Annotated in this window: 19 protein-coding genes; 5 read left to right on the plus strand and 14 right to left on the minus strand. The window is 74.3% G+C overall.

What is annotated here, in order from left to right; genetic code table 11:
• Positions 1 to 46 precede the first annotated feature (46 nt).
• From GOBS_RS16545 to GOBS_RS16555, 3 genes are all read right to left on the minus strand, one after another.
• Positions 47 to 259 carry a YbdD/YjiX family protein gene (locus GOBS_RS16545; RefSeq protein WP_012949409.1) on the minus strand — a complete coding sequence of 71 codons (213 nt, stop codon included), beginning with the start codon at positions 257 to 259 and terminating at the stop codon, positions 47 to 49.
• A complete protein-coding gene (locus GOBS_RS16550) occupies positions 256 to 2,493 on the minus strand; it encodes a carbon starvation CstA family protein (protein WP_012949410.1) in 2,238 nt (745 codons plus the stop codon). Before GOBS_RS16550 ends, GOBS_RS16545 begins: the two co-directional genes overlap by 4 nt.
• 123 nt (positions 2,494 to 2,616) lie before the next feature.
• Positions 2,617 to 3,747: a 5-methyltetrahydropteroyltriglutamate--homocysteine S-methyltransferase gene (locus GOBS_RS16555; protein WP_012949411.1), complete on the minus strand. Its 1,131-nt coding sequence runs from the start codon at positions 3,745 to 3,747 to the stop codon at positions 2,617 to 2,619.
• Positions 3,748 to 3,833: 86 nt separating this feature from the next.
• Between GOBS_RS16555 and GOBS_RS16560 the strand changes: the two genes are divergently transcribed.
• Positions 3,834 to 4,100 carry a hypothetical protein gene (locus GOBS_RS16560; protein ID WP_012949412.1) on the plus strand — a complete coding sequence of 89 codons (267 nt, stop codon included), beginning with the start codon at positions 3,834 to 3,836 and terminating at the stop codon, positions 4,098 to 4,100.
• An 18-nt stretch (positions 4,101 to 4,118) separates the two neighbouring features.
• The gene (locus tag GOBS_RS16565; protein ID WP_012949413.1) at positions 4,119 to 4,481 is read left to right on the plus strand and encodes a DUF488 domain-containing protein; all 363 of its coding nucleotides are present in this window, start codon (positions 4,119 to 4,121) and stop codon (positions 4,479 to 4,481) included.
• A 78-nt stretch (positions 4,482 to 4,559) separates the two neighbouring features.
• Here the strand turns inward: GOBS_RS16565 and GOBS_RS16570 are convergent, their stop codons facing one another.
• The 4 genes from GOBS_RS16570 to GOBS_RS16590 form a co-directional block, all read right to left on the minus strand.
• Positions 4,560 to 5,174, minus strand: coding sequence for a hypothetical protein (locus tag GOBS_RS16570; protein ID WP_012949414.1), 615 nt, complete (start codon positions 5,172 to 5,174; stop codon positions 4,560 to 4,562).
• Between the two features lie 239 nt (positions 5,175 to 5,413).
• Positions 5,414 to 6,286 (minus strand): hypothetical protein, encoded by an 873-nt coding sequence (locus GOBS_RS25580; RefSeq protein ID WP_012949415.1) that lies wholly within the window; start codon positions 6,284 to 6,286, stop codon positions 5,414 to 5,416.
• 331 nt (positions 6,287 to 6,617) lie between these two features.
• Positions 6,618 to 7,259 carry a class II aldolase/adducin family protein gene (locus GOBS_RS16585; RefSeq protein ID WP_012949416.1) on the minus strand — a complete coding sequence of 214 codons (642 nt, stop codon included), beginning with the start codon at positions 7,257 to 7,259 and terminating at the stop codon, positions 6,618 to 6,620.
• Positions 7,256 to 8,329, minus strand: coding sequence for a s-methyl-5-thioribose-1-phosphate isomerase (locus tag GOBS_RS16590; RefSeq protein WP_012949417.1), 1,074 nt, complete (start codon positions 8,327 to 8,329; stop codon positions 7,256 to 7,258). Before GOBS_RS16590 ends, GOBS_RS16585 begins: the two co-directional genes overlap by 4 nt.
• 135 nt (positions 8,330 to 8,464) lie before the next feature.
• On the opposite strand from GOBS_RS16590, the gene GOBS_RS16595 reads away from it, so the two are divergent.
• Positions 8,465 to 8,908, plus strand: a complete 444-nt coding sequence (locus tag GOBS_RS16595) for an Hsp20/alpha crystallin family protein (protein ID WP_012949418.1) — start codon at positions 8,465 to 8,467, stop codon at positions 8,906 to 8,908.
• 52 nt (positions 8,909 to 8,960) lie between these two features.
• Here the strand turns inward: GOBS_RS16595 and pucD are convergent, their stop codons facing one another.
• The 6 genes from pucD to GOBS_RS16625 all read right to left on the minus strand — a co-directional run bounded on the left by pucD (position 8,961) and on the right by GOBS_RS16625 (position 16,267).
• Complete coding sequence (gene pucD / locus GOBS_RS16600; RefSeq protein WP_012949419.1) at positions 8,961 to 11,246, minus strand: xanthine dehydrogenase subunit D; 2,286 nt, start codon at positions 11,244 to 11,246, stop codon at positions 8,961 to 8,963.
• The gene (locus GOBS_RS16605; protein ID WP_012949420.1) at positions 11,243 to 11,713 is read right to left on the minus strand and encodes a (2Fe-2S)-binding protein; all 471 of its coding nucleotides are present in this window, start codon (positions 11,711 to 11,713) and stop codon (positions 11,243 to 11,245) included. Before GOBS_RS16605 ends, pucD begins: the two co-directional genes overlap by 4 nt.
• Positions 11,713 to 12,573: an FAD binding domain-containing protein gene (locus tag GOBS_RS16610; protein WP_012949421.1), complete on the minus strand. Its 861-nt coding sequence runs from the start codon at positions 12,571 to 12,573 to the stop codon at positions 11,713 to 11,715. Before GOBS_RS16610 ends, GOBS_RS16605 begins: the two co-directional genes overlap by 1 nt.
• A gap of 104 nt (positions 12,574 to 12,677) precedes the next feature.
• Positions 12,678 to 13,256: a hypothetical protein gene (locus GOBS_RS16615; RefSeq protein WP_012949422.1), complete on the minus strand. Its 579-nt coding sequence runs from the start codon at positions 13,254 to 13,256 to the stop codon at positions 12,678 to 12,680.
• A gap of 258 nt (positions 13,257 to 13,514) precedes the next feature.
• A complete protein-coding gene (locus GOBS_RS16620; protein ID WP_012949423.1) occupies positions 13,515 to 15,272 on the minus strand; it encodes a bifunctional metallophosphatase/5'-nucleotidase in 1,758 nt (585 codons plus the stop codon).
• A gap of 146 nt (positions 15,273 to 15,418) precedes the next feature.
• Positions 15,419 to 16,267, minus strand: a complete 849-nt coding sequence (locus tag GOBS_RS16625) for an SDR family oxidoreductase (RefSeq protein ID WP_012949424.1) — start codon at positions 16,265 to 16,267, stop codon at positions 15,419 to 15,421.
• A 77-nt stretch (positions 16,268 to 16,344) separates the two neighbouring features.
• On the opposite strand from GOBS_RS16625, the gene GOBS_RS16630 reads away from it, so the two are divergent.
• Positions 16,345 to 17,355: an iron-containing redox enzyme family protein gene (locus tag GOBS_RS16630; protein WP_012949425.1), complete on the plus strand. Its 1,011-nt coding sequence runs from the start codon at positions 16,345 to 16,347 to the stop codon at positions 17,353 to 17,355.
• 70 nt (positions 17,356 to 17,425) lie between these two features.
• A complete protein-coding gene (locus GOBS_RS16635) occupies positions 17,426 to 18,976 on the plus strand; it encodes a methyl-accepting chemotaxis protein (protein ID WP_012949426.1) in 1,551 nt (516 codons plus the stop codon).
• Between the two features lie 3 nt (positions 18,977 to 18,979).
• Here the strand turns inward: GOBS_RS16635 and GOBS_RS16640 are convergent, their stop codons facing one another.
• On the minus strand, positions 18,980 to 19,294 hold the full coding sequence (locus tag GOBS_RS16640) for a CDGSH iron-sulfur domain-containing protein (protein WP_012949427.1): 315 nt from the start codon (positions 19,292 to 19,294) through the stop codon (positions 18,980 to 18,982).
• Positions 19,295 to 19,387 lie beyond the last annotated feature (93 nt).

Genomic DNA, 19,387 nt, shown 5'->3' on the forward strand with positions numbered 1-19,387 from the left:
CCCCGGTCCCCTCTGCAGGGGGCCGGGGCCGCGGTCGTGGTCGGCCTCAGCAGCAGCGGCTGACCGGGTTGCGCTCCCGCTCGTCAGCGCGGCGCCGCTCGAACTCCCGCCGGCTCATCGGCTCGTGCCCGTGCTCGGCGCAGTGCCGCAGGTAGTCGTCCCACCGCGCCTCCCCGGTGAGCTCCTTGAGGTACCAGTGCACCCCTCTGAGCGCCCGGGTGACAGCTGACCGGACGGCGGTCGCGTTCCCGTCGATCACCGCGACGGACCCTCCTCCGTGAAGGTGCCGTGGCCCCGCGTGCCCGCGCCGACCAGCCGCTCCTGCTCGGCCATCGCGCGCTTCTCCTCCGCGGTCGCGAACAGACCGGAGGGCTCGACGATCGACGACGGCACCGCCGGCTCCTCGGTGGTCGGCACCGCGCCGCGTGCCCGGAGCGCCCGGGCGATCACGACGACGGCGTTCACCACCACGACGAGGACCAGGAGCGCGAAGACGGCCTGCAGCACGCCGTTCAGCGTCGAGTTGTAGATGATCCGGTCCATCTGCTCGGCGCTCTGCGCCGGTGCCAGGAGCTCCCCCGCCGCCTGGGCGTCGGCGTACCGCTGCCGCTGCGCGAAGTAGCCGACCCTCGGGTCGGCCGAGAACACCTTCTGCCAGCTCGCCGTCATCGTGATGATCAGGTCCCAGGCCAGCGGGATCCCGGTCACCCAGGCGTACTTAGCCTTGCCGTGCTTGATCAACAGCACGGTGACGAGGGTCAGGGCGATGCCGGCCAGCAGCTGGTTGGCGATGCCGAACAGCGGGAAGAGCTGGTTGACGCCACCGAGGGGGTCGGTGACCCCGACGTAGAGGATGTAGCCCCACAGCGCGACCACCACGGCGCTGGCCATGATGTTGCCCGGCCGCCAGGACAGGTCGCCGAAGCGCTTCCAGACGTTGCCGATCGTGTCCTGGAGCATGAACCGGCCCACGCGGGTGCCGGCGTCGACGGCGGTGAGGATGAACAGCGCCTCGAACATGATCGCGAAGTGGTACCAGAAGGCCGCCATCCCGGCGCCGAACGCCTGCGACAGGATGTTGGCGATGCCGACGGCCAGGGTCGGCGCGCCGCCGGTGCGGGAGACCAGGCTGGGCTCCTGGATCGCCGCGGAGGCCGCTGCCAGGTCCTGCGCCGTGGTGTCGAAACCCAGCCCGTTGACGTAGGCGGCGGCGCTCTCCGCCGTGCCGCCGGTGACGCCGGCCGGCGCGTTCATCGCGAAGTAGAGCCCCTGGTCGATGACCACCGCCGCGATCAGGGCGCTGATGGCGACGAAGGACTCCATGAGCATGCCGCCGTAGCCGATCAGGCGGACCTGGCCCTCCTTGGCGACCATCTTCGGCGTCGTCCCGGACGAGATCAGGGCGTGGAAGCCCGACAGCGCGCCGCAGGCGATGGTGATGAAGACGAACGGGAACAGCGAGCCGGCGAAGACCGGGCCGGTGCCCTCCCGGGCGAACTCGCTGACCGCGTCGGCCTGCAGCACCGGCCGGGCCAGGAGCAGGCCGACGGCGAGCAGGACGATGACGCCGATCTTCATGAACGTCGACAGGTAGTCGCGCGGGGTGAGCAGCAGCCACACCGGCAGCACCGAGGCCACGAACCCGTAGACGACGAGCGCGAGGACCAGCCACTCCTTGGAGAGCGTCAGCGCCTCACCGAGCCCGGTGTCGTCGATCAGGCCGCCGCCGATGACCGCGGCCAGCAGCAGGACGACGCCGATGGCGGTGGCCTCGAGGACGCGGCCTGGCCGGATGGTCCGCAGGTAGACACCCATGAATAGGGCGATCGGGATGGTCAGGGCGATGGAGAACACGCCCCACGGGGACTCGGCGAGCGCGTTGACGACGATCAGCGCGAGCACGGCCAGGATGATGATCATGATGGCGAAGACGGCGATGAGCGCCGCGATGCCGCCGACGATGCCGATCTCCTCGCGGACCATCTGGCCCAGGCTCTTGCCGTTGCGGCGCATCGAGAAGAACAGCACGGTCATGTCCTGCACCGCACCGGCGAAGATGACGCCGACGATGATCCAGATGGTGCCGGGCAGGTAGCCCATCTGCGCGGCGAGCACCGGCCCGACCAGCGGGCCGGCGCCGGCGATCGCGGCGAAGTGGTGCCCGAACAGCACCCGCCGGTCGGTCACGTCGAAGTCGATCCCGTTGTGCAGCCGCTCGGCCGGGGTCGCTCGCCGGTCGTCGACCTGGAGCACCCGGCGCGCGATGAACTTCGCGTAGAAGCGGTACGCGATGGCGTAGGAGGACAGCGCGGCGAACAGGATCCAGAGGGCCGAGACCGTCTCGCCGCGCGCCAGGGCGAGGACTGTCCATGCGACAGCGCCGACGATGGCCACCGCCGTCCAGACGAGGACGGTCTTGAGCGACGGACGCCGACGGCCGGCCCCTCCCGGGGGTCCTCCGTCGGTGTCGGACCTGCTGACGGTGGTGGACACGGTCGCCCTCCCTGCGTGTGCAGACAGCGCCCGGGCGACGCTGTCCTGTGGACGCAGGGAGCATGCCAAGCCCCCGGCCCGGTCCACCAGGAGGGGCGCGGGTCGTGACCGGCCCGTAACCCGTCAGGCGTACCCCCAGACCTCCTGGGCCGTCTCGACGACGAGGGCCAGCTTGGCGATCTGCTCGTCGCGGGTCAGCGCGTTGCCCTCCACGGTCGAGGAGAACCCGCACTGCGGGGACAGGGCCAGCTGCTCCAGCGGCACGAGGCGGGCGGCCTCGTCGATGCGCCGCTTGAGGTCGTCCTTGCTCTCCAGCTCCGGGCGCTTGGTGGTGACCAGGCCCAGGACGACGCGCCTGCCCGGCGGCACGAAGCGCAGCGGCTCGAACCCCCCGGAGCGGGCGTCGTCGTACTCCAGGAAGAACCCGTCGACCTCCAGGCCGCCGAACAGTGCCTCCGCGACGAAGTCGTAGCCGCCTTCGGCCACCCACGAGGAACGGAAGTTGCCGCGGCACATGTGCGTGGTGACCGTCAGCCCCTCCGGGCGGCCGGCCAGCGCGGCGTTGATCTGCCGGATGTAGCGCTCGTGCTGGTGCTCGGCGTCGCGCCCCTGCGCGGCCAGCTCGGCGCGCTGCGCCGGGTCGTTGAGGTAGGCCAGGCTGGTGTCGTCGAGCTGCAGGTAGGTGCAGCCCTGCGCGGCGATGCCGCGCACCTGCTGGGCGTAGGCCGCCGACAGCGCGTCCCAGAAGGCGTCCTCGTCGGGGTAGACGGCCGGGTCGATCGCCGCGGCGCCGCCGCGGTAGTGGACCATCGAGGGCGACGGGATGGTGAGCTTGGCCGTCTGCCCCTCCCCCACGACCGACTGCAGGTAGGCGAAGTCCGGGCCGAAGATCGGCTCGTCGATCGAGAGCGGCCCGTCGACGTGCAGCCCGGCCGGCGTGAAGTCGATCGTCCCGTCGGCGTTCTTGAAGTGCACGACGATGTCCTCGCCGGTGACCTTGGTGATGCCGTCGATGGCGTAGATGAAGTCCATGTGCCAGGAGGCGCGGCGGAACTCGCCGTCGGTGGCGGTGCGCAGGCCGACGTCCCCCTGCAGCCGCACGACGTCGGCGATCGCCTCGTCCTCGGTGCCGCGCAGCTCGGCCGCGTCGATCTCCCCGGCGGCGAAGCGGGCGCGGGCGTCGAGCAGGCGCTGCGGGCGCAGGAGGCTGCCGACGTGGTCGGCGCGGAACGGCGGTCCGGAGGTGTCGGTCATGGCCCTGAGCTTGCCCCCCGGCGCGGCGTGTCGCACCGCTCACGCCACTGCGGTGCTGCCGCCCCGCGGCGGGGTAGGCGGTGCACATGAGCGACCCCTTCGAGATCCAGGCACAGGGTGAGTCCGAGTTCGTCGTGCGGCTGCGCGGCGACGGCGGGGAGAGGGAGTCCTGGTTCCGGCTCAGCCCCGGGCTGCGTGAGGAGCTCGGCCTGGAGGTGGACGACGAGGAGCTGGTCCGGCGGACCGTCCGCTTCCTCCTCGGGCACCAGGAGGTGGCCGACTTCCCCGACATCGTCGAGATCGAGGACGTCGTCGCGGGTTACCCCGACTACCTCGACGCCGTCCGCGGCTGACCGCTCCGGGACACCACGGTGATCCGGATCGTCCGGGTACACGAGGTCGACCCCGGCGTCCCAGGGGCCCGCTTCCTCGTCGACCGGCTGTGGCCGCGCGGGGTCGCCCGGGACGCCCTGGAACTGGACGGCTGGCTCCGCGACGCCGCTCCCAGCGACGAGCTGCGCCGGTGGTTCGGCCACGACCCGGCCCGGTGGGCGGAGTTCCGCCGCCGGTACGTCGCCGAGCTCGACGCCTCCCCCGAGACCTGGGCGCCGCTGCGGGACGCAGCCGCCGAGGGTGACCTCGTCCTCCTCTACGCCGCCCGGGACCGCGAGCACAACAACGCCGTCGTCCTGCGCGACCACCTCGAGCAGGCGATCGGCGCCCCCGGACGGTGAGGTCCCGGCCGGCGACCACGGGCAGCGCTCCCCGTCGGGCCGGGTCAGGGGCCCGACGAGGAGCGCAGCGGGACGAGGTCAGCCCTTCTTGGTCCACTCGATGCGGATGTCGTCCTTCACCCGCTCGTCACGGCAGCCGTCGCGATCGGCGTCGGCGCACCAGACGACGTACTGCGTGCCCGGCTTGCTGTCGTTGTTCAGCCGGGCGTGGAACTCGAGGTCACCGGCCTTGCCCGTCCGCTGGTAGCTGGACTGGAAGCACAGGTCCATCCGGCCGTCACCGTCGGTGTCCGACAGCTTCGAGTACTCCCGTCCGCCGGCGTCCGGGTCGGGGCAGGCGCTGATGTAGCCGACCCCCGAGCTCTGGAAGGAGGCCGGGCCGTTCTTCTTCGCACCCTTGCGGTCGAGGAAGCAGGCGTCGTTGTGCACGTTGCGGTTCGTCGCACCCCGGTCGCTGAGCTGCTGCCTGTCCTCCTGGTCGGGCCGGGCGCAGGACGAGTCGTCCTCGACGTCCGGGTTCTCCGTCGGCATGCCGTTGTCGGGGTTGATGTAGGAGGCGGCGCGCACGCCGCCGTAGCCGCCGCCCCCGTAGCTCCCGCCGTCGCCACCGTGGGCCAGCGCAGGGGAGGTGCTCAGTCCCAGCGCGGCGGCGCCCATGGTCGCGATCACTGCGGTCCGGATTGCCAGTCGCATGAGGAGCTCCTTCGGTGTGGCCCGTCGTCCCGACCCGGCAGGCGCGGGTCACTGGTACGTACGGGGCCCCACTGCGATCCGTTGGAGATCCGCACGACCCTTCTGTGTCCGGGGTCATCCCCGATGGCCGCCGGTCCCCATGGAGGCCCGACGGATCATCCCGGGCGCCAGCCGGACCACACTGCTGTCCTGCTCCTCCAGCAGGGCGCGGAGGCGGATGGGGCCTGCTCGTGCGCCTGTCAGCGGTACATCGGCACCAGGACCGGGACGGCGGCGTCCCGGAAGGCCGGCGTCACCCCGTCGTCCTGACGCACCAGCTGCAGCAGCTCGGCCACCTCGTTGCCCTGGGGGTACACCGGCAGCTCCGCGATGGCGCGCAGCGACGTCAGCACCTCGTCCTGGGCCGGACCGATGACCTCCGGGTCCTGCTCGGCCCGGGCGAGGAGGTCCCGCAGGGCGCGGTCGGGCTCCGGGTCCGCCAGCTGCTCCAGGGTGGGGACGGCGGCGTCGGCGAAGACCTGGCTCAGCTCGCCCCGCGCCGCGGCGTCCCGCACGTCGGCCAGCAGCTCGGCGGCACGCTCGGCGGTCCGGTCGGCGGGGACCTCGTGGTCCAGGGCGGTGAAGGGGTCGACCAGGCCCGGTCCGGCCGGCCCGACGGCGGGCGGGTCCGCGTCCACCGTCTGCACGAGGTCGATCAGCCGGTTGGGCCGGACCATGCCGGCCAGCACCTCCTGCACCCGCTGCCCGACGGTGGGGGCGAGCGCGCCGTCCGCGACCGCGGCGCTGATGGCGTCGTGGGCGGCGACCGCGGTCGAGCGCTGTTCTCCCCCGCCGAGCACCTCCACCTGCCGGAGGTGGTCGAGCACCTCGTCCACCGCAGGTCCGGCAGCGCCAGGATCCTGCTCCTCCAGGTCCTCCAGGTCGCTGATCGTGGCCCGCAGCTGCTCGTCCGGCATCCGGGCGACGGCGGGTAGGGGCGGGAGGCTGACCGGCGCCGGGCCGGCGGAGGGGCCGGGCGCAGCGGATCCGGCTCGCGGTGTGCTCCCGGACGGGTCCCCGACGACGGTGGCGCCCGCCCAGAGCGCCAGGCCGAGGACCGCGACGACCAGCACCGTCCACGCCGACCACCTCGCCAGGCGGCGAGCGGCAGGATCGGGTCGCCGGTGGGCGGGTCCACCGGCCGGCCGGTCGGGACCACGCACAGGGTGTTCGGCTTCGGGCACGACCTGCTCCCGGATCGCGCGCGGCTCCCGCCACCGATCGGGGCGGAGGGGTCCATCGTGCACGAGCAAGGGCGGTTGCCACATCACCCGGCCGGCTCGCCGTCCTGCCGACGGTGCGGGGCTCGGGGCCGGCGACGCGCTCCGAGCCCGATGGGCACCCGGCGCGACGGGGTCCCGCAGGCGGCGTGCGGCCCGGTGGGTGGGTTTCCGTCCTGCCGGGTCACGACGGGTCGTGACGGAGGCCGGCGAGGGCCTCCGGCGGGAAGGTGCAGCCCGTGTCGCCGAGCAGCAGTGCGCGATAGGTGGCCGTGGCCGCCTCTTCCAGGTTCAGCGCCCGTCGGAAGGCCATGCCGAGGTCCGGCCCCAGCGCCGAGCAGCCGTGGTGGGACAGGACGATGCAGTCGTGCTGCCGTGCCTGCTCGGCAGCCCCGTCGGCGAGCTCGTCGGAGCCGTTCGGGGAGTACGGGACCGTGCCGACCGACCGGACGTAGCAGGCGTGGTCGAGGGTGATCAGCCGGATCCGGTGGCCGAGGGCGTCGACCAGGACGGCGTGCTGCGGGTGCAGGTGCACGACGGCGTTCACGTCTGGGCGGGTGCGGTACGTGCGCTGGTGCAGCTTCCACTCGCTCGACGGACGCTCGGCACCGGCGGTGACCTCGCCGTCCAGGGTCACCACGCTGAAGTCCGCGGGCGTCAGCCGGTCGAGCCACGTGCCGGCCGCGGTCACCACGAACTCGGTCTCCCCCGGCAGCCGAGCGGAGAGGTTGCCGCCGCTGGCCAGCACCAATCCGCGCTCCACCGCCAGGCGGCCCACCTCGACGAGCTGGTCGACCGCCTCCGCACGTGTCGCGGGTGCCCTCATGCGGCGAAGTAGGACGCCACGTCGGACGGCGCGAACCGCCCCCGGTCGGTGACCACGACGCTGACGAACCGCGCCGGGGTCACGTCGAAGGCTGGGTAGACACCGGTGACGAGTCCGGACGCCGTCCGGCGGCCGAGGCACTGCAGCACCTCCCGCCCGTCCCGGTCCTCGAGCTCGACGGCGGCCGCGTCCGGCGCGTGCCGGTCCGGGGCCTGGACGAGCGCCAGGTACGGCACGCCGAAGGTGTGCGCGGCGATCGCGATCTGCAGGGTTCCGATCTTGTTCACCACGGAGCCGTCCATGGTGACGCGGTCGGCGCCGGTCACGAAGGTGGTGACGTCGCCCCGGCTCATGAGGTGTGCGGGCATGCCGTCGGTCACCAGCCGCGTGGGGACGCCCATCTCCGCGAGGCTCTCCGCCGTCAGGCGGGCGCCCTGCAGGTAGGGCCGCGTCTCTGTGCACACGGCGTCGATGCGCTTGCCCGAGCGCAGCACCGCTGCGACGGTCTCGGTGAGATAGGACTCCGCCCAGCAGTGCGTGAGGACCGTCGCGCCGTCCGGGATCAGCGTGGCGGCGTGCTCCCCGAGGCGCCGGTGACCGGCCCGGTGCCGCTCCGCGACCGCCCGGGCAGCTCGCTCGACGGCGGCTCCCGGCAGCTCCCCGGCGTCCACCGCAGCCGTCCCGACCGCCAGCAGCTCGGCGACGACGTCCCGGATGCCGTTGTTCGTCGGTCGGGTGGACACCAGCCGGCCGCCGGCCCCGGTCAGGAACTCCCGTCGTGCGCGTGCCGTCCGGAGCCGGTCGGCCTCCCGGGCGGCGAGCGTCATCCCGCCGGCGGCCGCGAACAGCGGGCCGAGGCTCTGGGTGACCATCTCCTCGATCGCCCGGGCCACGTCCTCGTGGCTGCGGCAGGTCACCCAGGTCCGCTCGAGGGGGAAGACGCGGCGGTCCAGGATCCGGACGGCGTCCGGCTCGACGACGACGCTCTCCCCGACCAGGGTCGGAACCGGGACGTGCACGGGGTCGATCGTCGGCGGGGAGCCGGCCGACACGCGGACGGGGACAGTCACCCGACGATGATCGCGGCTGGAGCGGACGTCTGCCAGATCCCGGTGACGTGCCGCTGGCTCGGGAATCTACAGCCGCTACTGCAAGTTCATAGGGATGTCAGGACCACGACCAGACCCTCGAGAGGAGGGCGCACCATGACGCTCCCCGTCCGTTCCCCGTCCCGCTCCGCTGCGCGATGGGACCCCCTGCGTGAGCTCGACGAGCTCTACGAGCGGGTGAACACGCTGTGGCAGTCCGGGCTGAGCGGCGCCCTGGACCAGTGGTCCCCGCTGGCCGACGTCGAGGAGACCGATGACGCCTACACCGTCGAGATCGACCTCCCCGGCGTGGCGCGTGAGGACGTCGACATCCAGCTCGACGACCGCCGGCTGACCGTCTCCGGCGACATCGAGGAGAAGGAGCGCACGGGCATCCTGCACCGGCGCACCCGCAGGGTCGGCCGGTTCCACTACTCGGTGACCCTGCCGGGCGACGTCGACGCGGACGGCGTCAGCGCCCAGCTGCACGATGGCGTGCTGACGGTGCGGGTGCCGAAGTCCGCGCAGGCCAAGCCGCGGCGGATCCCCATCAGCAGCTGATTCCGGGACGGTCGTGCGCCGGTGGGCCCGCCCGGGTCCACCGGCGCGACCGTCAGGTGCCGGTGATGTGCTCCGGGCGGATCGGCACCCGGCGCAGCGGCCGCCCGCACGCGGCCCGCACCGCGGCGGCCACCGCCGGCCCGGAGGAGATCGTCGGCGGCTCCCCCACCCCGCGGACGCCGTAGGGCGCGTGCGGGTCGGCGTACTCGAGCACCTCCACCTGCATCGGCGGCACGTCGAGGATCGTCGGCAGCAGGTAGTCGGTGAACGACGGGTTGCGCACGTGGCCGTCGGTCACCACGACCTCCTCCATCAGCGCCAGCCCCATGCCCTGCGCGGACCCGCCGTGGATCTGGCCGACGACGGCGTCGGGGTTGATCGCCTTGCCCACGTCCTGGGCGGTGTCCAGGGCGACCACCTTGACCAGGCCGAGCTCGACGTCGACGTCGACCACCGCGCGGTGTGCCGAGAACGCGAACTGCACGTGCGCGTCGCCCTGGCCGGTCTCCGGGTCGACGGCGTGGGTGGGCCGGTGCCGCCACTCCACGGTCTCCTCGACTGCGTCGTCCCCGAGGACGTCGGCCAGCCCGGCGAGCACCTCCCCGCCGGCGCCGACGACCTTGTCGCCGTCCAGCGCCAGCCCGGCGACCGGCCGGCCGAGCGCGACCGCGGCCCGCTGCAGCACCGCCGTCCGCACCGCCTCGCAGGCGGCCTTGACCGCCCCGCCGGTGACGTAGGTCTGCCGGGACGCCGACGTCGACCCCGCGGAGCCGACCGCGGTGTCGGCGGGGACGACGACCACCCGCTCCACGCCGAGCTCGGTGCGGGCGATCTGCTGCTGCACGGTGACCAGCCCCTGGCCGACCTCGGCCGCGGCGGTGTGCACGGTGGCCACCGCCTCTCCGCCGGTCACCTGCAGCCGCACCCGCGCGGTGGAGTAGTCGTCGAAGCCCTCGGAGAAGCCGACGTTCTTGTAGGTGACCGAGTAGCCGACGCCGCGGCGCACACCCTCGCCGTGGGTGGTGTTGCCGACCGCGCCGGGCAGGTCCCGCAGGTCGGGCTGCCCGGGCAGCGCCGGCGGCAGCGGCAGGTCGGCGACGCGCTGCAGCAGCTCGGCGACGGGGGCGGTGGAGTCGATGACCTGGCCGGTGATGTTGCGGTCGCCCTCCTGCACGCCGTTGCGGCGGCGGATCTCCACCGGGTCGACCCCGACCGCGGCGGCGAGCTCGTCCATCAGCGCCTCGTGCGCGAACGCGGCCTGCACGCAGCCGAACCCGCGCATCGCCCCGCACGGCGGGTTGTGGGTGAACACCCCGTAGGCGTCGACCGCCACCGACGGGAAGCGGTACGGGCCCAGGCCCAGCGTGCCCGCGTTGCCGACGACCGCGGCGGTCGAGGAGGCGTAGGCGCCGCCGTCGAGCAGCACGTGCGCCCTCGCGTAGACCAGGGTGCCGTCGCGCTCGGCGCCGAACTCGTAGGTCATCGTCGCCGGGTGCCGGTGCACGTGGCCGTAGAAGGACTCCTCCCGGCCGTAGCTCATCTTCACCGGCTTCCCGGTGCGCAGGGCCAGCAGGCAGGCGTGCACGTGCACGGAGAGGTCCTCGCGGCCGCCGAACGCGCCGCCGACACCGGCGAGGGTCAACCGCACCAACTCCTTCGGCATGCCGAGGGCCAGGCAGATCTGCCGTTGGTCGACGTGCAGCCACTGGGTGGCGACGTAGAGGTCGACGCCGCCGTCCTCGGCCGGGACGGCGAGCCCCGACTCCGGCCCGAGGAACGCCTGGTCCTGCATGCCGACCTCGAAGTCGAGGCTGACCACGACCGGCGCCGTGGGGTGCTCCTCGCCGCGGCGCAGCCGCAGGTGCCGCACCAGGTTGCCGCCGGGGTGCACCAGCGGGGCGTCGTCGTCGAGGGCCCGGCGGGCGTCGGTGAGGGCGGGCAGCACCTCGTAGTCGACGCGGATGCGCGCCGCCGCGCGGCGGGCGGTCTCCGGGTGGTCGGCGGCGACCAGCGCCACCGGCTCGCCCTCGTAGCGGACGAACTCCGCGGCCAGCACCGGCTGGTCGGCGTGCTCGAGGCCGAAGGCGTTCTCCCCGGGGACGTCGTCGGCGGTGAGGACGGCGCTGACGCCGGGCACGGTGAGCGCCTCGGTGACGTCGATCCGCCGGATGCGGGCGTGCGGGTGCGGGCTGCGCAGCGTCACGCCCCACACCATGTCGTCGTGCCAGAGGTCGCTGGCGTAGGCGAACTCGCCGGTGACCTTGAGGGTGCCGTCGGGGCGCTGCGCGTTCTCCCCGATCCGGCCGGTGGTGCGGGCCGCGGTCAGCGTGGTGGTCATCGGGCCGCCTGCCGCCGCGTGGCCAGCCGGACCGCGTCGAGGATCTTCTCGTAGCCGGTGCAGCGGCACAGGTTGCCGGCCAGCGCCTCGCGGATCTCCGGGTCCGACGGCTCGGGAACCCGGGCCAGCAGGTCGTGCGCGGCAACCACCAGCCCCGGGGTGCAGAAGCCGCACTGGACGGCGCCGGCCTCGACGAAGGCCTCCTGCACCGGGTGCAGCGCCTGCCCGGCAGCCAGCCCCTCGACGGTGGTGACCTCGCGGCCGATCGCCTGCCCGGCGGCGACGAGGCAGGCGCACACCGGCTCGCCGTCGAGGTAGACGGTGCAGGAGCCGCACTCCCCCTGCTCGCAGGCGTTCTTGGCGCCGGGCAGGCCCAGCCGCTCGCGGAGCAGGTGCAGCAGGCTCTCCCCCGGCCAGACGTCGTCCGCAGTGCGCTCGGTGCCGTTCACGGTGGTGGTGACGCGCATCAGGCGGCCCTCCTCAGGTCGTCCCAGGCCCAGGTGACGGCGCGGCGGGCCAGCACGGCCAGCGAGTGCCGCCGGTAGGCCGCCGTCCCCCGGACGTCGTCGATCGGTGAGGCCGCCGCGGCCACCCGCTCGCCGAAGGCCCGCGCCAGGCTCTCCGGCAGCGGACCCCGGGTGGCCCAGTCCAGCTCGCCGGCGAGGAACTCCTCGGCCTCGGCGGCGCGGCGCGGGGTGGGCGCGGCCGACCCGATGCCGGTGCCCACGGCCTGCCGGTCGGGGTGCAGCGCGAGGGCGAACGCCGACACCGAGATGACCATGGCGTTGCGGGTGCCCACCTTGCAGAACTGCTGCGGCCCTCGCGCGGTGCGCACGTGCACGGCGGCGATCAGCTCGTCGGGCTCGAGGGCGTTGCGCTTCACGCCGGTGAAGAACTCGGCGACCGGGATCCGGCGGGTGCCGCGGGCCGCGGAGGCCACCTCCACCTCGGCGCCGGCCGCGAGCAGCGGCGGGTGCGCGTCACCGGCCGGGGACGCCGACCCGAGGTTGCCGCCCACCGTGCCGCGGACCCGGATCTGCGGCGAGCCGACGGTGCGTGCGGCCATCGCCAGCCCGGGCAGCCGGTCGCCGAGCTCGGTGATCACCCGGGCGTAGGGGACGCCGGCGCCCAGCCGGACCGTGCCGTCCTCGACCGACCACTCGCGCAGCTCGCCGATCCGCGTGAGGTCGAGCAGTGCCCCGGGTCGGCGGCGGTCGAAGTTCAGCTCGACCATCACGTCGGTGCCGCCGGCGATCGGCAGCGCGTCGGGCCGCTCGGCCCGGACCGCGAGCGCGTCGTCCCACGACGACGGCTGCAGGAAGTCCATCCGCCCCTCCTCGTCCCCCGCACGGTGTGCCGAGCACTGTGCACGAGGTGTGTGACGATCAGGGAACAGCGCGTCGCGGACGATGACAAGCAGGCCCCGCGGTATCAGGCGGTGGCGGTCTCCAGGGTCTCGACCATCGCGTCGAGGACGGCGACCGCCCGCTCGTGGTCCCCGCCGGGCAGCTCCACGGCGTCGGCCAGCAGGGTGCGGCCGTCGAGGTCGAGCGCCCAGGTCGTGATCCGGGTGCCCTCCGGGTGGAGGCCGAGGGTCGTCACCTGCTGGGTGCGCACCGCCTGCCGGCCGCCGACCTCCAGCTCGGTCCGCGTCACCTCGTCGGGCACCGGCACGGCGACCTCGGTCAGGGGGCCGTCGACGACCTGCAGGGTCACCGGCGCCGTCCGCACGTCGGATGCCTCGGGGACGACGACCTCGCCGGGCCCGAACCAGCTGCAGGCGGGCAGCACCCCGGCGTCGTTGGTCGACCAGTCGGCGGGGAACGCGACCGTGTAGCCGGCGGGGCTCGTGCACGAGGCGGCAGCCACCTCCGGGCCCGGCTGGACCACCGCGACGGCCTGCGACACCCGGTCGACGGCGACCGCCTGCGGTGCCGGCCCGACGGCCGGGGAGGCGCAGGCGGTGAGCGCGAGGAGCGGGGCAGCAGCAGCGATGGTGCGGGAACGCACGGGTCGAGGTCCTCCCGGTCGGGGTCGGCCAGCGGACCTCCCCTGCCCAGCGGCTCCGGATCCCGAACACGGAGCGAACCGGCCGGCACCGGATCGTGACCCTCGGGCGACGCGTCGGCGAACGGCCCCACGCGGGGAGCCGCCGCCGTCGACCTCCCTGCAGGGTCCCGCAGGCCCCGTCCGGAGGCTCGCCCCGAGCCTGCGAGGGGTGAGAGGGACGGGGTCCTTCAACGAGTGGCCGGGGGCAGGGGCCCTTCGTCAGCCGACCCGGGTGATGCGGTCCAGCGCCGGGGCCGGGACCGGCGAGTCGGCGCCGAGGTAGGCGGTGAACGCGTCGAGGTCGATCGCCCCGGTCACGGGGTTCGTGCCCCCGGTCAGCACGGAGAACCCGTCACCGCCACCGGCCAGGAAGTTGTTCACCGTGACCCGGTACGTCTCGTCGGCCGTCACCGGCGCGCCGCCGATCTGCAGCGACGCGTCGGGGACGCGGGTGCCGGTGCAGGGGTCCGCACCGGCCGCCGCGGGCGTGCCGGCGGGGTCGACCTGGTACCGGACGCCGTCCGAGACGTACAGCACCCGTCCCACCTGGTACTGCTGCTCGAGCAGGCAGTTGAGCTGGGCTCCCGTGAGGTCGAGGGTCACCAGGTTGTTGGCGAACGGCTGGACGGTGAACGCCTCCTCGTAGGTCACCTCGCCGGCAGCCAGGTCGGCGCGCACACCGCCGGGGTTCATGAACGCCGCGACCGCACCCTGCTCGTCGTCGGTGGCGGCGAACTGGGCGTCGGCGATGACGTTGCCCAGGGTCGACTCCGCGCCGTCGAGCGGGTCCTCCTGGGCGCGGGTGAGGTCGACGGCGACCGAACCGACGACCTCGGCGGCGATCGGGCCGAGCACCTCGCGGTAGCGGGCGATGAGCGCGGTCTGCTCCGGGTCGGCGGCCACGGTGCGCTCGACGACCACGTTGTCGGCGGTCGCCGTCTCGTGGATCACGTCACCGGTGCGCCCGTCCAGCTGCAGGTCGATGTCGGTGACCAGGCGGCCGTTGGAGCCGGCGCTGGTGACGACCTTCCCGTCGAGCAGGCAGTTGTAGGCCTGGTGGGTGTGCCCGCTGACCACGACGTCGATCGCGTCGGACATCCCGGTGGCGATGTCGACGATCGGCCCGGTGAGGCCGGCACACCCGTCGACGTCCCACGCCTCCGGTCCGCTCTGGGTGCCGCCCTCGTGCAGCAGGACGACGATCGCCTCGACGCCCTGGGCCTGCAGCTCCGCCGCGTAGCGGTCAGCGGTCGCGACCTCGTCGGCGAACTCCAGCCCGGCCACGCCCTGCTGGCTGACGATCTGACCGGTGCCCTCCAGGGTCATCCCGATGAACCCGATCTCCACCCCCTGCACCCGGTGGACGGCGTAGGGCGGCAGCAGTGGCTCACCGGTCTCGGTGACGAAGGCGTTGGCCGACAGGTACTGGAAGGCCGCCCCCTCGTACGGCGTGCCGTCGACGCAGCCGTCGACGGGGTGGCAGCCGCCGTCCTGGATGCGCAGCAGCTCGGCCGAGCCCTCGTCGAACTCGTGGTTGCCGACGCTGGCGTAGTCCAGGCCGGCCAGGCCGAGCGCCTCGATGGTCGGCTCGTCGTGGAACGCCGCGGACAGCAGCGGCGAGGCGCCGATCAGGTCACCGGCGGCGACGGTGATCGTGTTGTCCTTCCGCTGCTCCTCGGCCAGGGCGGCCAGCTGGGTGTCCAGGTACTCCGCCCCGCCGGCATCGACGGTGGGCGCGGTCGCAGCCCCGCCACCGTCGGGGTCGGGGCCGGTCTGGACCCGCCCGCCGGAGCCGCTCGGCGGCTCCAGGGCACCGTGGAAGTCGTTGAGGGCCAGCAGTTGCACGTCGACCGGTCCCGGACCGGAGGGGTGCTGCGGCTCGGCAGCGGCGGGCAGGGCCGCGGCCACGGTCAGCCCGGCGAGCGTGGTCGTCACGGCGGCCGCGACGGTCGTGCGGCGGAGGACGGTGGGTCGCATGGGTGCCTCCCAGGGAAGCGGGCCGGGCCGTCCCGGCTCGGACCCGACTCTGCGCAGGCGGGGTGGACAGAGCGTGTCGGCCACGAGGCGGAGGGCGCAACTCGGCCCGGCGTCCCGGCGACCGGTCGGTCCCCGACGCCCGGTGGTCAGCCGGTGCGCTGCTCCACCATCCGGGCGGCGACCCGGCGGATCCGGTCGGCCTGCCGGGAGAGCACCAGGTCCAGCACCCGGTTCACCGGCGGCACCTCGCCCAGCCGGGCCAGGCCCATCCACCGGGGGACGGCGACCGTGCGCGACCACGGCGAGGTCAGGCAGCCGGCGATCTGGCCGGCCACCCGGTCGGGGCGCACGCCCGGGGAGAGCCGGCCGCGGGCGTCGGCGTCCGACGCCGGTGGAGAGCCGTGCCCGCGGGCCAGCCACTCGGTCGACACCGGCCCGGGGTTGACCGTGTGCACCCGCACGCCGCGGGCGGTCACCTCCCGCCGCAGCCCCTTGACGAAGCCGTGCACCCCGGCCTTCGTCGCCGAGTAGACGGTCAGCGGCGGCACCTGCGACCACGCCGCGGCCGAGGCGACGGTCACGACGTCGGCCCGTCCCCGCTGCGCCGCCGTGTCGAGCAGGTGCGGCAGCGCGATCCGGGTGAGCTCCACGACGCCGGTCAGGTTGAGCCCGATCAGCCGCTCCACGGCGTCGCCGGGCATGTCCTCGACCAGCCCGGCCCAGCCGAGGCCCGCGTTGAGGACGACGGCGTCGAGCCGGCCGTGCTCGTCGAGGACGCGGTCGAGCAGTCGTGCCCGGTCGACCGCGTCGGCGACGTCGGCCACCACCGTGCTGACCCCGGGCAGCCCGGCGACGGCGCGCTCGAGCCGGTCGCCGCCGCGGGCGCACGTCACCACCCGCGCGCCGTCGCGGGCGAGCCGGGTGACGGTGCTGCGGCCGATGCCGGCGCTGCCGCCGGTGACGAGGACGACGCGGCCCGCGGAGCTGGAGTCCATGGACCCCTTCTACCCGTGGAGGGACACCACACCCCCGACGCGCATCGACCGCCCCGGCGGTGGGCATGGGAGCGCTCATGCGCCTGCCCGAGCCAGGGGGCTCCCTCACCCACGCCCTGTGCACCGACCTCAGCACCGGCACCCTGTCCCCCGCGACCGTCCAGCTCGCGGAACGGACGGCGGCCGCCTCGACCGACCCGCTGACCGACGAGGACCTCCAGCTGGCCCTCGCGATCTGCTACGAGCTGCACTACCGCGGCTTCGACGGCGTCGCCGAGGACTGGGAGTGGGACCCGGACCTGCTGCGGCTGCGCGCGCACCTGGAGCGGGTGCACGTCGCGGCGCTGCGCGAGCTGGTCGGGGAACTCGAGGTCACCGACGAGCCGGTCGACCGGCAGCTCACCGCCCTCATCGCGGCCGACGACGGCCCCTCGCTGTCGCGGTACATGGCCCGCACCGGCTCGCTGCAGCAGTGGCGGGAGTACCTCACGCTGCGCTCGGTGTACCACCTCAAGGAGGGCGATCCGCACACCTTCGCCGTCCCCCGGCTGTCGGGGCGCACCAAGGCGGCGATGGTGGAGATCCAGGCCGACGAGTACGGCGGCGGCTCCCCCGCCCGGATGCACAGCGAGCTGTTCGCCGGCATGATGCGCGACCTCGGTCTCGACGCCGGCTACGGCGCGCTGTGGGACGACGCCCCCGCCGTCGCGTTCGCCTCGGTGAACACCATGTCGCTGTTCGGGCTGCACCGGCGCCGGCGCGGCGCGGCGCTGGGGCACCTGGCCTGCGTGGAGATGACCTCCTCCGAGCCGTCGCGCCGCTACTCGGCCGGGCTGCGCCGGCTGGGCTTCGACGAGTCGACGACGGTCTTCTACGACGAGCACGTCGAGGCCGACGCGGTCCACGAGCAGATCGCCTCGGTGGACATGTGCGGTTCCCTGGTCGCCGGCGAGCCCGCGCTCACCGACGACGTCCTCTTCGGCGCGGCCTGCTCGCTGGCGATGGACGGCCTGGTCGCGCGCCACCTGCTGGGCGCCTGGGAGGCGGGTCGGTCGGCCCTGCGTGAGGCCCGCCCCATCGCCGCCTGACCTGCGACGTCGGGTCAACTCCCCAGCGCCGGCTGCCGAAGACAACGGGAGCCTGCTGAGGAGGACGTCCATGAGGTTCCGCACCACCCGTTCCGCGGTGCCACCCGCAGCGTCCGGGCCGCCACCCCGGGACAGCGAGGCGCTGGAACACGTGCTCGCTGCGCTCGACGGCGGCGTGACCGGGGAGGCCGACGCCCACCGCCAGGTGGTCCGGGCGCTCGGCGAGGCGCTCGAGCTGCCCTATGCGGCGGTGTGGCTGGTCGAGCCGTCCGGCGACCTGCGCCTCGACGGCGAGTTCGGGCGGCTCGCCCCCGACCTCGCCGCGGCCTGGCGCGGCGGACCGACGCTGCCCGCCAGGTCGGACGTGGTACGGCAGGCGGTCGCCGGGCGGGTGGCGGTCTCCAGTGCGGACGGCGGGCCCGAGGCGGCTCGGCGCCGGGACACCGCGGCGGCCCTCGGCGCGCCGGAGGGAGCCTGGCTGCCGGTGTTCTCCGGTGACCGGCTGGTAGCCCTCCAGGAGTTCTACGCCGGGTTCCCGCTGCCCTTCCTCGGTGCCCGCGGCCAGAAGTGGACGTCGCTGAGCCGCGTCGCCGCCCATGCGCGGCAGGGTGCCGTCGCGACGGTGGCGCTCCGCGAGGCCGTCGACGACCGGGTCGCCGTCGCCGAGGTCGCCAGGACCCTCGGGCGTGCGCAGGACGCGCGGTCGGCGGTGCAGGCCGCGCTGGACACCGTCCGCACCGCGTTCGGCTGGGCCTACGGCTCCTTCTGGGAGCGCGACGAGGACGAGGACGTGCTGCGGTTCGGTGTCGAGTCCGGCTCGGCCGGCGAGGAGTTCCGCCGGGTGACCCTGGCCGCCAGCTTCGCCGAGGGCGTCGGCCTCTCCGGTCGCGCCTGGCGCGCCCGGGACCTGGTCTCCGTCCGGGACCTCGCGGAGGTCACCGACTGCGTCCGTGCCCCGGCTGCGCGGCGCGCCGGCGTCCGCTCCGGCGTCTGTTTCCCGATCACCGCCGACGGCAGGGTGATCGGGACGATGGACTTCTTCGTCACCGAGACCATCGACCTCTCCGAGTCCCGCGCCTCGGCGCTGCGCAACGTCCAGCAGCTGGTCTCGCAGCGCATCGAGGTGCTGCGGCGCGCGGAGCAGGACGCCGTGAACGCGCGGGCCCTGCTCGACACCGTCGCTCTGCTGCGCGAGGCCGCCGCGGACGCCGGCCGCGTCGCCGAGAGCGCCGTCGCCAAGGCCTCGGCGATGACCGCCGAGGTCGAGGCGCTGAGCCAGGCGTCGGCATCGGTGAGCGACGTCATCCGGATCATCTCGTCGATCGCCGACCAGACCAATCTCCTGGCGCTCAACGCGACGATCGAGGCGGCTCGCGCCGGGGAGCTGGGCCGCGGCTTCGCCGTCGTCGCCGGCGAGGTGAAGGACCTGGCCCGGGAGACCGCTGCGGCGACCCAACGCGTGTCGACGCAGATCACCGGGATCCAGACGAGCACCGACTCGGTGTCGGCCGGCATCCGCGCCACCAGCGAGGTCATCGGCCAGCTCGACGCGGTCCAGGCGCGGATCGGTGCGGCGCTCGAGCAGCAGGAGCGGATGGCCACCGCGTTCGAGGGGCGCTGATCGCTACGGGGCGTCCTCGTGCCCGGCCTCGCCCGCGATGCGCGCGGCCGGTCGCGGGCGGCTGGGCGCACTCGGGGCGGAGAACCCGGCCCGCTTGTGCGACCCGTCGCAGAACGGCTTGATGCCGGACTTGCCGCACCGGCACAGCGCGATCGTCCCGCGGCCGGGGTCGATCTCCACGCCGTCCTGGTCGAGCAGCCGGAAGTCGCCGCGCACGATCAGCGGACCGTCCCGGTACGGGGTGATGGTGGCGCCGCCCTCGGACGACGGGGCGGGGTCCTCGCGGGGCTCGGAGGCGGCGGGGCGGGGGTGCGGCACGCTCCTCCCCTGCCCCGCGCGACCGGCTCGCACACCACCGGTACCGCCGGCTGCTCGTGACCGGCGACCGGGTGAGGGCCGACGAGTGCGCGC

This window comes from Geodermatophilus obscurus DSM 43160 (genome assembly GCF_000025345.1).
In the GTDB taxonomy this organism is placed as follows: Bacteria; Actinomycetota; Actinomycetes; order Mycobacteriales; family Geodermatophilaceae; genus Geodermatophilus; species Geodermatophilus obscurus.